Raw genomic sequence first — 13,301 nt, 5'->3', positions numbered from 1 at the left:
CCGCCCTCGGGTGGGTGCTCAGCCGGTGTGGACGGTGCCGACGACACCGTCGCTGGCCGGCGACGCCAGCAGCACCAGTGCCGACGCCACGTCCTCCGGGCGGCCCAGCGCGGCCTCGATCGCCGCGACCCGTCCCCCGTCGGTGCCGTTGGCCCGCGCCTCGTCCAGCGACCGCCGCATCAGCGGTGTGTCGATGTCGCCGGGGCAGAGCGTGTGCACCCGGATTCCCTGTGGACGCAACTGCCGGTCCAGCGTGAGCGCCAGCCCGTGCAACCCTCCCTTACTCGCGCCGTAGGGTACCGAGCCGGAGCCGGTGAGCACGCCGGCCTTCGATCCGACCAGCACCAGCACGCCGCTGCCGGGGGTGAGGTGCCGGGTGGCGTGCCGGGCGACGAGGAACGGCCCGGTCAGGTTGACCGCGATCACCTGCGCCCACAGTTCGACCGGGACGTCCCGCACGTCCAGCCCCTGGCCGCGCATCACCCCGGCCACGTGCAGCACCGCGTCGATGCCGCCCAGTTCGGCGGCGACGTCGTCGAGGGCGGCGGCGACCTCGTCCTCCACGGTGACGTCGACCCGGCGGGCGCAGGCGGTCGCCCCGGCGAGCCGGGCGTCGGCAGCGGCGGAGGCCGCGCCCTCGCCGTCGGCGTCCAGGACGGCGAGCGCCGCGCCCGCGTCGGCGGCGGCCCGCACGGTGGCCCGGCCGATGCCGGAGGCACCGCCGACGACCACCACCCGCCGGCCGGCCAGCAGACCGGCCGACGGGGTGGGGTCGGCCGCTCTGCTGGCCGACGGGCTGGGGTCGGCCGGCGATTCCGGACCGGCCGAGGGGGTGGGGCCGGTCATCGACCGACCGTCCGCCGCACCGCCGCCGCCACGTCGGCGGCCTCGGGCACCACGGCCTGCTGGAGCGTGGGGGCGGCCGGCATCGGCAGGTCCGGCAGGCCCACCCGGGCCACCGGGGCGCGCAGGTCGGCGAAGCACTCCGCGGCCGCGCGGGCGGCGATCTCCGCGCCGAACCCGCCGGTCAGGTTCGCCTCGTGGGCCACTACGAGCCGGCCGGTGCGGGCCACCGAGGCGGCGACGGTGTCGAAGTCGAGCGGGTTGAGCCAGCGCAGGTCGATCACCTCCGCCTCGATGCCCTCCTCGGCGAGCGTGCCGGCCGCGTCGAGGGACGCGGTGACCATCCGGGACCAGGACACCACGGTGACGTCGCCGCCGGGGCGGACCACCCGCGCGCCGCCGACCGGTTCGACCGGGGCGTCGGTGCGTACCGGCCCGCGCGTCGGGTAGAGCATCCGAGCCTCGGCGACCACCACCGGGTCGTCGCTGACCACGGCCGTCCGCAGCATCTGGTACGCGTCGTCCGGCGTGGCCGGCAGCGCCACCCGCAGCCCGGGGGTGTGCGCGAAGTACGCCTCCGGGGAGTGGGAGTGCTGGGCGCAGGCGCCGGGCGAGTAGCCCTGCTGCATCCGGATCACCAGCGGGGCCTTCCAGCGGCCGTTGCTGGCGTACCGGATGGTGGAGATCTGGTTGACGAACTGGTCCATCGCGACGAACGAGAAGTCCGCGTACATGATCTCGGCGATCGGCCGCAGGCCGGTCATCGCCGCCCCCAGGGCCATGCCGAGGAAGCCGGTCTCGGAGATCGGGGTGTCGAAGATCCGCGCGGAGCCGAACCGCTTGTGCAGCCCCTTGGTCGCGCCGAACGGCCCGCCGGGCAGGGCGACGTCCTCGCCGAAGTAGACGGTGTCCTCCCGGCTGTCCAGGGCCCAGGTGAGCGCCGCGTTGACGGCCTGGATGTAGCGCAGGGACTCAGACATGGACGTGCTCCTTGACGGTCGCCGGGTCCGGGAACGGCACGGCGCGGGCGGCGGTCACGGCGGCCTCGACCTCGGCGGCCACCTCGGCGTCGACGACGTCGAGCCGGGCGGTCAGGTCGGCGTCGGCGGCCTGCCGGATCCGGGCGAGGGGCTCGCGTTCCCGGGCGGCGGCGATCTCGCCGGCCGGCCGGTAGTGCTGCACGTCGCCGCTGTAGTGGCCGACCAACCGTTCGGTCATCGCCTCCACGATGGACGGGCCGCCGCCCTCGCGGGCCCGGTCGACCGCCTCGGTGACCGCCTGGGCGACGGCGTCGCAGTCGTTGCCGTCGACCACCCGGCCCGGCATTCCGTAGCCGGCGGCCCGTTCGGCCAACTGACGGATCCGCACCATGTCCTCGATCCGGGACATCTCGGAGTAGACGTTGTTCTCCACGACCAGCACCAACGGCAGGGCGAGCACGGCGGCGAGGTTGAGCGCCTCGTGCACGTTGCCCTGGTTCATCGCGCCGTCGCCGATGCTGACCACGGAGACCGCGCCGCTGCCGGTGCGCTGGGCGGTCAGCGCCGCGCCCGCGGCGACCGGTACGCCCGCGCCGACGATGGAGTTCTCGCCGATGAACCAGCGGCCCGGGTCGGTCAGGTACGGCGAGGCGGCCCGGCCGCCGCAGAGGGCGGAGTCGCGCCCCATCATCTCGGCGAAGAGGCCGACCAGGTCCACGCCCCGGGCGATGGCCCAGCCGTGCCCCCGGTACGTGGCGGTCACGTGGTCGCCGTCGCGCAGGGCACGGGCGGCACCGACCGGGATCGCCTCCTGACCGTTGCACAGGTGGATCGAACCCGGGACCTCACCGGCGTCCTTGAGGGCGGCCAGCCGCTCCTCGAACCGGCGGATCCGGGCCATCAGCCGATAGTCGTCCGGCAGACCCATCACACCCCCAGTGGTAGTTAAGAGCCTTATTCCGGCTCGTTCGCATCGGAGCCTAGACCAGGGCTGCAAGGCTATGGAAGAGTGCAAGAGCAAGTTTCTGGCCGTTATTGGTCTCTAATTTGGGGGCAGGTATGGAGATCACCGCCGTCGAGTCGGTGGTGCGGGGCGACGCGCACTTCGTCCAGGTGCGGACGTCGGACGGTCTGGTCGGCGTGGGACAGTCCGCCTGCTGGGGCTACCCCACCGCCGTGCACGCCGTGGTGGAGGCGTTCCGGCCGCACCTGCTCGGCGCGGATCCGAACCGGATCGAGCACCACTGGCACCACCTCTACCGGATGGGCCCGTTCCGGGGATCGGTGCTGACCGCCGCCGTCTCCGCCGTGGACATCGCCCTGTGGGACCTGCTCGGCAAGCGACTCGACGTGCCGGTGTGGCAACTGCTCGGCGGCCGGGTGCGCGACCGGATCCGGCTGCACCTGCTGCTGCCCGGCACCGGGGCGGAGGCGCTGGCCGCGCAGGCGGCGGCGGCCGTGGCCGACGGTTTCACCGCGGTCAAGTTCGACCCGCTGCCCGCCGACTACGGCGACCTGTCGCTGGCCCGGCTGGTCACCGCCACCGAGGCGACCACCGCCGCCGTCCGTGACACCGTCGGCCCGGACGTCGACCTGCTGGTCGAGCTGCACCGCAAGCTCACCCCGTTGCAGGCGGAGACGGTGGTACCCGCGCTGGCCCGGCACCTGCCGCTGCTGGTGGAGGACCCGGTGCAGATCGACAGCATCAGCAGCCAGGCCGGCGTCGTCCGGCGGGCGCTCGGGGTGCCGATGGCCAACGGGGAGCGGCTGCACACCATCTGGGAGTTCAAGGAGCTGCTCGCCCAGGGCGGCGCCCAGTACGTCCGTCCCGACCTGGGGCTGGCCGGCGGCATCAGCCACGCCCGCAAGATCGCCGCGCTGGCCGAGGCGTACCACGCCGCCGTGGTCAGCCACAACTGCCTCGGCCCGCTGCTGACCATGGCCTCGGTGCACCTGGACGCGGCCATCCCGAACTTCGTGACCCAGGAGTACTCCCCGGTGGACGACCAGCTCGCCGACGGCCCCGCGCGGGCCTGCGTCCGCCGGCAGGGCGGCTGGCTGCCGGTGCCGGAGGAACCGGGTCTGGGGGTGACCCTCGACCTCGACGACCCCACCCCGCTGGACCTGACCGGTCGGCCGCTGATCCGCATTCCGCTGCGTGCCGACGGTTCGGTCGCGTACGCGGTCTGAGCGCCGGACCGCGTCCGGTCCGCTCGCGCGGTGACGTGGCCCGACGGGATCATCCCGGCGGGCCACGTCGTCGACCGCACGCTCAGCCCTCCGGGGGCCGGCCGGCATGGCGGAAGACGGGGTACGCCCAGAGCGGCTCGCCGTCGGCGTCGGCGATCTCGGCGAACAGGTGCGCCAACGACTCCGTCCACCGCCGCTGCACGGCCGACGCCCCGGTGACCCGGTCGGCGTGCCGGAACCCGTGCCGGGTGCGCAGCACGCAGATCAGCAGCAGGCCGTGCCGGTGGATGTGGTAGTCGTAGATCCCCGCCGAGTCGAGCAGCGCCGACATCTCCGGCCAGATCGCGGCGTGCCGCCGCTCGTACTCCTCCTCCGCACCGGGGCGGAGCCGGTACAGGTGGCACACCTGCTCCCCCGGCCCGGCGTCGGCCGGACCGGGGGTGGTGGCGGCAGCGCTCACTTGCCCGACCCGGCGAGGGCCCCGGAGACCAGTTGCCGCTGGAAGACCAGGTAGACGATGAGCACCGGGAGCAGGGCGACGATCAGGCCCGCGCTGACCAGCGGCACCGAGACGTCGTACTGCCCGCTGAGCAGGGACACCCCGACCATCAGGGTCTTGCTGTCCGAGCCTCCCATGATCACCAGAGGCAGCAGCAGGTCGTTCCACATCCAGACGAAGTTGAAGATGGCCAGCGCGGCCAGCGCCGGGGCGGCGATCGGGGTGAGCAGCCGGAACAGGATGGCGAAGTGCCCGGCACCGTCCATCCGGGCCGCCTCGATCAGCTCGTCCGGAATCTGCTGGAAGTACCCGGCGAGCTGGTAGGTGCCCAGCGGCAGCCCGAAGGCGGCGTAGGCGAGGATCAGCCCCTGGTACTCGCCGGACATGCCCAGGTCCAGCACGGTCTGGTAGAGCGGGTAGATGATCGCCTGGCTGGGAATGGTCAGCGAGACGATGATCAGCAGGAAGACCAGCCGGCCGCCCCGGAAGCGCAGCTTGGTCACCACGTACGCGACCAGCAGTGCGGCCAGCACCGACAGCACCAGCCCGCCCACGGTGGTGACGAGCGAGTTCAGCAGCAGCCGGGGCATGTCCATCCGGCGGAACGCCTCGAGGTAGTTCTCCAGGGTGATCCCGGCCGTCGGCAGGCCGAGCGGGTCCCGGGCGAAGCCGGTCTGCGTCTTGAGCGAACTGACCACGGTGAACAGCAGCGGGTAGAGCGCCGCGACCGCGACGACCACCAGCGCGAAGGTCAACAGGTAACGCCCGATCCGGGCGGCGTGCGTGTTCATCGCGGCTTGCGGGTCCCCTCTGTGAACATGTGCCGCACGCTGAACACGGACAGCAGGGCGACGAAGACGAACAGCGCGATGCCGATGGCCGAGCCGTAGCCCCGGTCGAGGAACTGGAAGGTGGTCAGGAAGACCAGGTACTCCGGCATCATGGTGGCGTCCCCGGGGCCGCCCTGGGTCAGGGCGTAGATCAGCGGGAACAGCCAGATCAGCACGCCGGACGCGCAGAGCACACTCCAGTAGGCCACCGTCGGGCGCAGCATCGGCACCACCACCGAGAACAGCCGCCGCCAGAAGCCGGCCCCGTCGAGGTACGCGGCCTCCAGCATCTCCTCGGGAATGGTGGAGAGCCCGGCCAGGTAGGTCATCACCCCGAGGCCGAAGAAGCTCCACAGCGCGACCGCGACCAGCGAGAAGATCGCGCTCCACCGGCCGTTGAGCCACTCGATGGCCAGCGGCTCCAGCCCGACCGTACGCAGCAGGGCGTTGATCGGCCCGTCCGGGGCGAGGATCTGCCGGAACATGATGCCGACCACGATCGGCGCGATGGTGTACGGGACGAAGTACACCGCCCGGAAGAACTTCCAGCCCGGCGACCGCTGGTGGATGAAGACCGCCAGGACCAGCGGGATCACCACCCAGAACGGCAGGGTGGCGACCACCAGCAGCGCGTTGCGGAAGCTGGTGAGCACCATCGGGTCGTCGAACATCCGGGTGTAGTTGTCCGCCCCGGCGAAGGACCCGCCGTCGAACCCGCCGGACGACTCGAAGCTGGTGATCACCCCTCGGACCAGGGGCACCACCTTGAACGTCACCACGAGGGCAAGGGCGGGCAGGACCAGGGCTGCCCCCAGCCACCACTCGCGCGCCCGGCCCGGCCGGCGCGGAGGGCGGGTGGTCCGGGCGGGTTCGTCGGCGCCGGCCGACTTCTCGACCGGCACGGTCGAAACGGTCATCAGGGTTCCTTCCCCGGGACTCACCGGCCGCAGGCGGCACGCCGGCCGCCTGCGACCGGTACGGTCACTTGCCCTGCTTCTTCGTGGGGCTGCGCTCCAGCGCCTGCTGCATCTGCTCGGCCCACTTGTCGACGGTGAGCTGGCCCAGGGTCACCTGCTGCCAGCCGCGGGCGAGCGCGTCCGCCTCCGGACCGGAGAGCATCACGCCGGCGTGCAGGGTCGGCTCGGCCACCAGTTCCTGGATCTTCCGGAACGCCGGGGACGAGGGCAGCAGCGCCGGGTCGACGTTCTTGTTCAACGGCTGGCCCTTGGCGTGCTTCACCCACAGCTCGCCGTTCTCCTTGCTGGCCAGCCAGGTGATGAACGTCAGACCGGCGTCCTTCTTCTCGCTCCACTTGGTGACGCCGTAGACGGCGCCCTCGATGCCGGAGAACTTCTGCGCCAGCGGGGCGTCCGGATTGATCGTCGGCCAGCGGGTGACGCCGAGCTTGTCGTCGCCGAGGGCCTTGCCGAAGGAGTCCCAGTTCACCGCGTCGGAGATGATCGTGCCGGCGAAGGCGGCGTCCCCGCGCTGGAAGATGTCCGCGCCGTCGGGCAGCATCGTGATCGACGGGGCGTTCTTGTTCGTCCAGCCCTTGGTGGTGATCTCGGCCAGCTTCTCCAGGACCGACACCAGCTTCGGGTCCTTCCAGGACAGGGTGCCGGCCAGCAGGCCCCGGATGTCCTCCTCGGACAGGTAGTTGCGGGCGATCTCCGGGAAGTCCCAGTAGGCGGGGAAGGTGCCGGAGAGGCCGAGCGCCAGACACGTCTTGCCGGACTTCTTCACCGCCTCGCAGGCCGCGCCGAAGTCTGTCCAGGTCGCCGGGGGCTTCTCCGGGTCGAGGCCGGCGGCGCGCAGGACGTCCTTGTTGTAGTAGAGGACGTTGCCCTGGTACGAGAAGGGCACGCCGTAGCAGGGCTTGGCGGTGTCGAAGCCCTCGCACGCGCCGCTGTAGGTGACCAGGTCCTTGTTGATCTCGGCAGCCTTGTCGCCGAGCGGCACGTACGCGCCGCGCCGGTCGAACAGCTCCAGCCCGGCGTTGTTCGCCATCACGTCCGGCCCGGACTGCGAGGTGATGTACGGGCCCTGCACCTCGGGGTACTTGTCGAACGGGACGGACTGCATCTCCAACCGGATGTCCCGGTGACTGGCCTCGAAGGCGGTCTTCACCTGCTGCCAGTACTCGGTGCCACCCGGCTCCCAGGTCAGCACCTTGAGGGTGACCGGGCCGTCGGAGGTGTCGTCACCGCCGCCGCAGGCGGTCAGCAGCGCGGCGATCGCCGCACCGGCGGCGACGACGCCGGCGAATCTACGTCGAAACATCGGCAGAAGCTCCTGTCACGTGTGGGGGGCTCGGGGGGATCCGGCGGACCGCGCCGCCGGAGGTGGCGCTGTCGACCACGGCCTCGGCGACGCGGACGACGTGCAGCCCGTCGGCGAGCGGGACGACCGCCGCCGGTTCGGTGCCGTCGATCTGGCCGAGGAAGTGCCGCAGTTCGGCGGCGAGGGCGCCGCCGCCGTCGGCCGGGGAGAGGAGCCAGTCGGGCGCCTCGGTCGGCTCGCCCTGGACGAGCAGCGTGGGGTGGCCGAGGTCGACGTGCGCGACCCCGTCGGTGCCGTACACCTCGACCAGGTCCGAGGTGTGGTTGGTGGCGTGCTCGGGGAGCAGGTAGCTGTTGCGGATCGACGACACGACGTCGTTGGCGTGCCGAAGCTCCGCCCACACCAGGACCGGGCTGACCGGTCCGGGTCGGGTCCGGGTCACCGCACGGACCTCGACCACCGGCGCTCCGGCGTACCAGAGCGCCAGGTCGATGTCGTGCACGGCGGTGAGCAACGCGGGGTGTTCGCGCGGAAAGAGGCGGCTGAGGGTACGGGGCCGGTCCCGGCGGGACGACACGGCGAGCACCTCGCCGAGCCGGCCGGCGCGGACCGCCTCGTACAGGGCGCGGTGCGGGGCGCTGTGCCGCAGGATGTGGCCGGGCTGGCAGAGCACGCCGGTCCGTTCGGCGGCGACCACGATCGCGGCGGCGTCGTCGACGGTGGCGGCCAGCGGCTTCTCCACCAGGACGGGCACCCCGGCGTCGAGCAGGTCGACGGCGACCGCCCGGTGCGCCGGGCCGGGCACGCAGACCGAGGCCGCGCCGGGCCGCTCGGCGGCGAGCAGGTCGGCGACCGAGGCGTACCGGTGCGGCACCGCGTACGCGGTGGCCACCCGGTCACGGGTCGCCGCGTCCGGCTCCACCAGCGCCCGGACCGGCACGCCGAGCGACCGGTACGCGGCCAGGTGCCGGACGCCGAACGCCCCGCCCCCGACCACCGCCACCGACCGGACGCTCATGCCCGGACCGCCTCGGTCTCGGCGGACCGCCCGACGTCGGTCGCGGTCCGGTCCCCGCCCGGGGCCGCCGTGCCGTCCCCGGCCGCCCCGGTCCCATCACCGGTCGGGCCGTCGTCCCCGCCGCCGAGCCGGCCGTCGAGGACCGCCCGGGTGAGCCGTTCCAGCGCGGTGACACCCGCCCCGAGGCATCGCTCGTCCACGTCGAACGCGCCGGAGTGCAGCGGCGCGCCACCGCGCTCGCCGGTCACGCCGAGCTTGACGTAGAGGCTGGGGCCGAGCACGCCGAGCAGGGCGAAGTCGTCCGTGGTCAGCGGCGGCTCGGTCAGGTCGGCCACCTCGACGACGCCCGGCAACTCGGCGTGCGCGAGGGTGACCAGGGAGGCCGCGTTGCGTACCGGGGGCATCTCGTTGGCCCAGGTGAACCGCACCCCCAGGTCGAGCGCCGCGGCCTGCTGCCGGGCGATCCGCTCGATGACCTCCTTGAGCCGCCCACGGGTGGCCTCGTCGTGGGTGCGCAGCGTGCCGGTGGCCTCCGCGTAGGCCGCGACCTGGCTCTGGCTCGCCCCGCCGGAGATCGTGCCGATGTTGAACGCGACCAGTTCGTGCGGGTTGCGGGACCGGGCCACCCCGGCGTGCAGCAGGTTGACGATGCCGCTCAGGCCGAGGATGGCGTCGCGGCCGAGGGCGGGGGTGGCGGCGTGCGCGGCCCGGCCGAGCACCTCGATCCGGAAGGCGTCCTTGGCGGCCATCGCCGTCTCGCGGTCCACGCCGACCGCCCCGACCGGCAGGTCGGGCCAGCAGTGCAGGCCGAGGACGGCGTCGTAGCGTCGCCCGCGCAGGGCCTCGTCGGCGAGCGCCGCGGCGGCACCGGACGCCTCGCCGAACGGAATCTCCTCGGCCGGCTGGAAGAGCAGGGTGACCGTCCCCCGGGCGGGCGGGTCGGCGGCGAGCCGGGCCGCCACGCCGTAGACGACGGCCATGTGGACGTCGTGCCCGCAGGCGTGACAGACCCCCGGGTTACCGGAGGCGTAGCCGACCGCCTTGGCGTCCTGAACGGGATAGGCGTCCATATCGGCCCGAAGCAGGACCGCAGGCCCGGTGGCACGCCCGTCGATCTCGGCCAGCAGACCGGTACCGGCAATTCCGGTCCGGACCCGGGCGATGGGAGCCAGCCGACCGGCCAGGGTGGCTGCCGTCCCGTGCTCCGTGAACCGCAGCTCGGGGTGCCGGTGGAGCTGCCGACGCAGCTTTACCAGATCGTCAACGTCCTCGTGCGCCTGCACCACGCGGCTCCACTCCTCGCCTCCGGCCGATAATCCGGACCTAATTGAGACAAGAACTTAAGCGAGCGGTCCTCCGACGTCAATGGCCTGGTCGGAGTGGGTTAGGGTCCCGCCATGGAACGCGCCGACGCCCACCTGCACCTGTTCGCCACCGGGTATCCGGGCCGCTACGGACGGTCCCCGGCCGGCGGCGACGAACTGGCCGTCTACGAGTCGCTGCGTCACGCACACGGCATCGACCGCGCGCTCGTCGTCGGCTACGAGGGCGCGCCGGAGTTCGCCGGCAACAACGCCTACCTGGCCGGGCTCGCCGCCGACCACGACTGGATCGCCCCCGTGGCGTACGTCCCGCCGTCCGGCCCGGCGGACCCGGAGGACCTGCGCCGCTGGTGGTCGGCGGGGTTCGTCGGGATCTCGGCCTACCTGGCCGACCCGGGCGCCAGCCGGGCCTTCGCCGGCTGGCCGGGCGAGGTCACCGCCGACCTGAACCGGGTCGGTGCGGTGCTCAGCCTGAACGCCACCCCCGCCGCCACCGCCCACCTCGGCCCGGCGCTGGCGCGGCTGGCGGGGTGCACGGTGCTGGTCAGCCACCTCGGCCTACCCGGCGCGCACCCGACCCCGCCCGACCGGGACGCCGCGGCGTCGGTGCTCGCGCCGCTGCTCGACCTGGCCGACCTGCCGCACGTCGGGGTCAAGGTCTCCGGCCTGTACGCGGTCAGCGAGCCGTCGTACGCCTGGCCGCACGACAGCGCCCGCCCGTTCGTCGAGGTGCTGCTCGACAGGTTCGGCCCGCAGCGTCTCTACTGGGGTTCGGACTTCTCCCCCAGCCTCGACCACGTCTCGTTCACCCAGACCCTGGACCCGGTCGGCCTGGCCGGGCTCTCCCCCGCCGAGATGACGGACGTGTACGGCGGCAACCTCCGCCGCGCGCTACGCCGTCAGGCGGATCTCGCCGCCTGACGGCAGATCAGAGCCGGTTCCGGCGCCGGGTGCCCGTCCCCTGGCTCCCCGTCGGGGGCGGACCCGTCGCGGCCGACATCCTCGTGGACAGAGCCGACATGTCCGCCAGGACTGGCCGCCCGCCACCGAGCCGACGTACGGCCACGCCGAGCACCCGCTCGACCGGGACGGCTCCGAAGTGCCGGGAGTCCCGACTCACCTCGGGGTTGTCACCGAGCAGCACCAGGTGCCCGGCGGGCACCCGCCCCGCCGGATCACTCGCCCAGGAGGGCAGGAACGTGGGCGCCGGTTCACCCGGTAGCGCCACGACGCGCTTGACCACCCAGGTCAGCGGCGGCCGGTCCGACGGGCCGCCGGGGCGGCAGGGCCCCGCCTCCTCGACCAGGACCACCTGACCCCGGCGCGGCACCCGGCCGCGCACCCGGCGGACCAGCACCAGATCACCGTCACGCAGGGTCGGCGTCATACTCAACCCGCTCACCGACACCACGACGACCCGACCGCGCACCAGCGCGACGGCCCCCGCGAGCAGGACGAGCAGCACGCCGACAGCGGTCAGCAGGACGCTCATCCCATCTCCCCCGCCACCGGGACCGGCTGGTCGTCCCGCCCGGTCGCCCGGTACCCCGCTGCCTGGAGCGTGAAGAGCCGCCCGTACGCACCGCCGGCCGCGACCAGTTCATCGTGGCCGCCGCGTTCGACGATCCGGCCGCCGTCCAGCACGACGATCAGGTCGGCCTCGCGCACCACGCCGAGGCGGTGGGACACCAGCAGGCTGGTCAGCCCACGCCGGTGCGCCCGGAGCCGGGTGTGCACCTCGTACTCGGCCTCGGCGTCCAGGGCCGAACTCGGCTCGTCGAGGACGAGCAGGTCGGGCCGGTCGAGCACGAGCCCACGGGCGATCGACAGTCGCTGCCACTGCCCGCCGGAGAGCACCACACCGGTGCTGGCGTCCGCGCGGTCGGCACCGGAGAAGAAGGTCCGGGTCAGCGGTGTCTCGTAGCCGTGCGGCAGGCGGGCGATCACGTCGTGCACGCCGGCCCGCCGGGCGGCCCGCTCGACCCGGACGGGGTCGTGCAGGGCGGTCAGGTCACCGAGGGCGACGTTCTCCCGGGCGGTGAGGTCGTACGTGGTGGCGTCCTGGAAGACCGCGCGGATCCGGTGCCGCAACTGTGCCGGGTCGACGTCACGCAGGTCGACTCCGTCCCAGAGCACCGCGCCCCGGGTCGGGTCGTACAGCCGGCACATCAGCTTGACCAGGGTGCTCTTCCCGGCACCGTTGAGCCCGACCACGGCGGTGCAGCGTTCGGCGGGGATCAGCAGGTTCACGCCCCGGAGCACCCACGGCCCGTCGTCGGTGTAGCGGAACCACACGTCGCGCAGTTCGATGCCGCGGCGCAGCGGCGGTGCGACCAGCGGCTTCGGCCGCAACGGCAGGTCCGGTCCGGCGTCGACCACCGCGACGTAGTGGCCGAACAGCAACCGTGCCTGGTGGATGCCGGCGGCGTCCGTCACCAGTCCGGAGAGCGCGCTCTGGACCGAGGCCACCGCGGCGACGACGAGCGCCACGTCACCCACCGTGAGCACGCCGACCGTCACCGACCGTACCGTCCACAGCAGGAGACCGGCGGCGACGCCGGCACCGAGCAGGGCCAAGCCGGCCTGGGTGGCCAGCTCACGCCGGTCGAGCCGGCGGTGGCCCTCGTTGATGGCCCGCAACTCCGCCGCCATCTTCCCCCACAGGTACGGCCCCGACCCGAACAGCCGGATCTCCTTGGCCGCCTGACCGTTGGTGAGCAGGCCGGCGTAGAACACCTCCCGCCGCTCCGCCTGGCCCACCTCGGCCACCAGCGCGGCGCGGCGACGGCTCAGCGCCAGCTCGGCAAGGAGCGCCGGGACGGCGGCGACCAGGACCGTCATCGCCACCCACGGGCCGAGCAGGAAGAGGGTGCCGCCGAACCCGACGACCGTGATCGCCGCGCTGGTGACCCCGAGTCCGCTGTCGACCACCATCCCGGGAGCGTTGACGCCGCTGGTCCGGGCGATCTGGATCCGGTCGAGGAAGGCCGGGTCCTCGAACCGGCGCAGACCCACGAAGCGGTCCACGGCGGCGTACAGCCGGGCCGTGGCGTCGAGGCGGATCCGGCGTTCGGTCTCCCGACGCAGGTAGCGGGCGGCGGACGGGAGCAGCGCCGCGGTGATCCCGGTGGCGGCCAGCGCGGCGACGAGTCCGATCAGGTCCCGCCACGCCACCGGGCCGCTCACCAGCCGGTCGATCACCAGCTTGGTGAGCCAGGCCGCCGCCAGCGGGGTGAGCCCGACGGCCAGGCTCACCCCGAGGTACGCCACCACCTGCGTCGGGGCGGCCTGCCGGGCGAGCGCCGTCGCCCGACCGAGCGTACGAAGCGAGGACACCGG

At 73.3% G+C, this 13,301-nt stretch carries 13 protein-coding genes; 2 read left to right on the top strand and 11 right to left on the bottom strand.

All coding sequences use genetic code 11. The annotated features are described in order from the left end of the window. Window positions 1–18 precede the first annotated feature (18 nt). The 3 genes from IGA62_RS21545 to IGA62_RS21535 are packed head-to-tail and all read right to left on the bottom strand — an operon-like array spanning window position 19 to window position 2,751. The gene (locus IGA62_RS21545) at window positions 19–846 is read right to left on the bottom strand and encodes an SDR family NAD(P)-dependent oxidoreductase (RefSeq protein WP_145819120.1); all 828 of its coding nucleotides are present in this window, start codon (window positions 844–846) and stop codon (window positions 19–21) included. Beyond that, the gene (locus tag IGA62_RS21540) at window positions 843–1,823 is read right to left on the bottom strand and encodes an alpha-ketoacid dehydrogenase subunit beta (protein WP_145819121.1); all 981 of its coding nucleotides are present in this window, start codon (window positions 1,821–1,823) and stop codon (window positions 843–845) included. Before IGA62_RS21540 ends, IGA62_RS21545 begins: the two co-directional genes overlap by 4 nt. Continuing rightward, on the bottom strand, window positions 1,816–2,751 hold the full coding sequence (locus IGA62_RS21535) for a thiamine pyrophosphate-dependent dehydrogenase E1 component subunit alpha (protein ID WP_145822086.1): 936 nt from the start codon (window positions 2,749–2,751) through the stop codon (window positions 1,816–1,818). The genes IGA62_RS21540 and IGA62_RS21535 overlap by 8 nt, the downstream gene beginning before the upstream one ends. 131 nt (window positions 2,752–2,882) lie before the next feature. On the opposite strand from IGA62_RS21535, the gene IGA62_RS21530 reads away from it, so the two are divergent. Further along, window positions 2,883–4,013 carry a mandelate racemase/muconate lactonizing enzyme family protein gene (locus tag IGA62_RS21530; RefSeq protein WP_145819122.1) on the top strand — a complete coding sequence of 377 codons (1,131 nt, stop codon included), beginning with the start codon at window positions 2,883–2,885 and terminating at the stop codon, window positions 4,011–4,013. Window positions 4,014–4,095: 82 nt separating this feature from the next. Here IGA62_RS21530 and IGA62_RS21525 read toward each other — a convergent pair whose 3' ends face one another. The 6 genes from IGA62_RS21525 to IGA62_RS21500 all read right to left on the bottom strand — a co-directional run bounded on the left by IGA62_RS21525 (window position 4,096) and on the right by IGA62_RS21500 (window position 9,926). Further along, window positions 4,096–4,473: an L-rhamnose mutarotase gene (locus IGA62_RS21525; RefSeq protein WP_198501092.1), complete on the bottom strand. Its 378-nt coding sequence runs from the start codon at window positions 4,471–4,473 to the stop codon at window positions 4,096–4,098. Continuing rightward, on the bottom strand, window positions 4,470–5,303 hold the full coding sequence (locus IGA62_RS21520) for a carbohydrate ABC transporter permease (RefSeq protein WP_145819123.1): 834 nt from the start codon (window positions 5,301–5,303) through the stop codon (window positions 4,470–4,472). Before IGA62_RS21520 ends, IGA62_RS21525 begins: the two co-directional genes overlap by 4 nt. Beyond that, window positions 5,300–6,259, bottom strand: a complete 960-nt coding sequence (locus IGA62_RS21515; protein WP_145819124.1) for a carbohydrate ABC transporter permease — start codon at window positions 6,257–6,259, stop codon at window positions 5,300–5,302. The genes IGA62_RS21520 and IGA62_RS21515 overlap by 4 nt, the downstream gene beginning before the upstream one ends. A 64-nt stretch (window positions 6,260–6,323) precedes the next feature. Further along, on the bottom strand, window positions 6,324–7,622 hold the full coding sequence (locus tag IGA62_RS21510; protein ID WP_145819125.1) for an ABC transporter substrate-binding protein: 1,299 nt from the start codon (window positions 7,620–7,622) through the stop codon (window positions 6,324–6,326). Beyond that, window positions 7,609–8,640 (bottom strand): Gfo/Idh/MocA family protein, encoded by a 1,032-nt coding sequence (locus IGA62_RS21505; protein WP_145819126.1) that lies wholly within the window; start codon window positions 8,638–8,640, stop codon window positions 7,609–7,611. Before IGA62_RS21505 ends, IGA62_RS21510 begins: the two co-directional genes overlap by 14 nt. Continuing rightward, the gene (locus IGA62_RS21500; RefSeq protein WP_186499973.1) at window positions 8,637–9,926 is read right to left on the bottom strand and encodes a M20 metallopeptidase family protein; all 1,290 of its coding nucleotides are present in this window, start codon (window positions 9,924–9,926) and stop codon (window positions 8,637–8,639) included. The genes IGA62_RS21505 and IGA62_RS21500 overlap by 4 nt, the downstream gene beginning before the upstream one ends. A 111-nt stretch (window positions 9,927–10,037) precedes the next feature. Between IGA62_RS21500 and IGA62_RS21495 the strand changes: the two genes are divergently transcribed. Continuing rightward, complete coding sequence (locus tag IGA62_RS21495; RefSeq protein ID WP_145819128.1) at window positions 10,038–10,883, top strand: amidohydrolase family protein; 846 nt, start codon at window positions 10,038–10,040, stop codon at window positions 10,881–10,883. A gap of 7 nt (window positions 10,884–10,890) precedes the next feature. Here IGA62_RS21495 and IGA62_RS21490 read toward each other — a convergent pair whose 3' ends face one another. Next, window positions 10,891–11,454: a S26 family signal peptidase gene (locus IGA62_RS21490; RefSeq protein WP_198501091.1), complete on the bottom strand. Its 564-nt coding sequence runs from the start codon at window positions 11,452–11,454 to the stop codon at window positions 10,891–10,893. Further along, window positions 11,451–13,298 carry an ABC transporter ATP-binding protein gene (locus IGA62_RS21485; RefSeq protein ID WP_145819129.1) on the bottom strand — a complete coding sequence of 616 codons (1,848 nt, stop codon included), beginning with the start codon at window positions 13,296–13,298 and terminating at the stop codon, window positions 11,451–11,453. The genes IGA62_RS21490 and IGA62_RS21485 overlap by 4 nt, the downstream gene beginning before the upstream one ends. Window positions 13,299–13,301 lie beyond the last annotated feature (3 nt).

This window comes from Micromonospora sagamiensis, assembly GCF_014680085.1.
In the GTDB taxonomy this organism is placed as follows: Bacteria; Actinomycetota; Actinomycetes; order Mycobacteriales; family Micromonosporaceae; genus Micromonospora; species Micromonospora inyonensis.
This window is presented reverse-complemented; position numbering and strand designations above follow the sequence as displayed.

Excerpts from the sequence above, each read along its gene's own strand:
- IGA62_RS21540 (WP_145819121.1), bottom strand. The coding sequence starts at position 1,823 with ATGTCTGAGTCCCTGCGCTACATCCAGGCCGTCAACGCGGCGCTCACC.
- IGA62_RS21520 (WP_145819123.1), bottom strand. The coding sequence starts at position 5,303 with ATGAACACGCACGCCGCCCGGATCGGGCGTTACCTGTTGACCTTCGCG.
- IGA62_RS21515 (WP_145819124.1), bottom strand. The coding sequence starts at position 6,259 with ATGACCGTTTCGACCGTGCCGGTCGAGAAGTCGGCCGGCGCCGACGAA.
- IGA62_RS21505 (WP_145819126.1), bottom strand. The coding sequence starts at position 8,640 with ATGAGCGTCCGGTCGGTGGCGGTGGTCGGGGGCGGGGCGTTCGGCGTC.
- IGA62_RS21535 (WP_145822086.1), bottom strand. The coding sequence starts at position 2,751 with ATGGGTCTGCCGGACGACTATCGGCTGATGGCCCGGATCCGCCGGTTC.
- IGA62_RS21545 (WP_145819120.1), bottom strand. The coding sequence starts at position 846 with ATGACCGGCCCCACCCCCTCGGCCGGTCCGGAATCGCCGGCCGACCCC.
- IGA62_RS21495 (WP_145819128.1), top strand. The coding sequence starts at position 10,038 with ATGGAACGCGCCGACGCCCACCTGCACCTGTTCGCCACCGGGTATCCG.
- IGA62_RS21510 (WP_145819125.1), bottom strand. The coding sequence starts at position 7,622 with ATGTTTCGACGTAGATTCGCCGGCGTCGTCGCCGCCGGTGCGGCGATC.
- IGA62_RS21490 (WP_198501091.1), bottom strand. The coding sequence starts at position 11,454 with ATGAGCGTCCTGCTGACCGCTGTCGGCGTGCTGCTCGTCCTGCTCGCG.
- IGA62_RS21530 (WP_145819122.1), top strand. The coding sequence starts at position 2,883 with ATGGAGATCACCGCCGTCGAGTCGGTGGTGCGGGGCGACGCGCACTTC.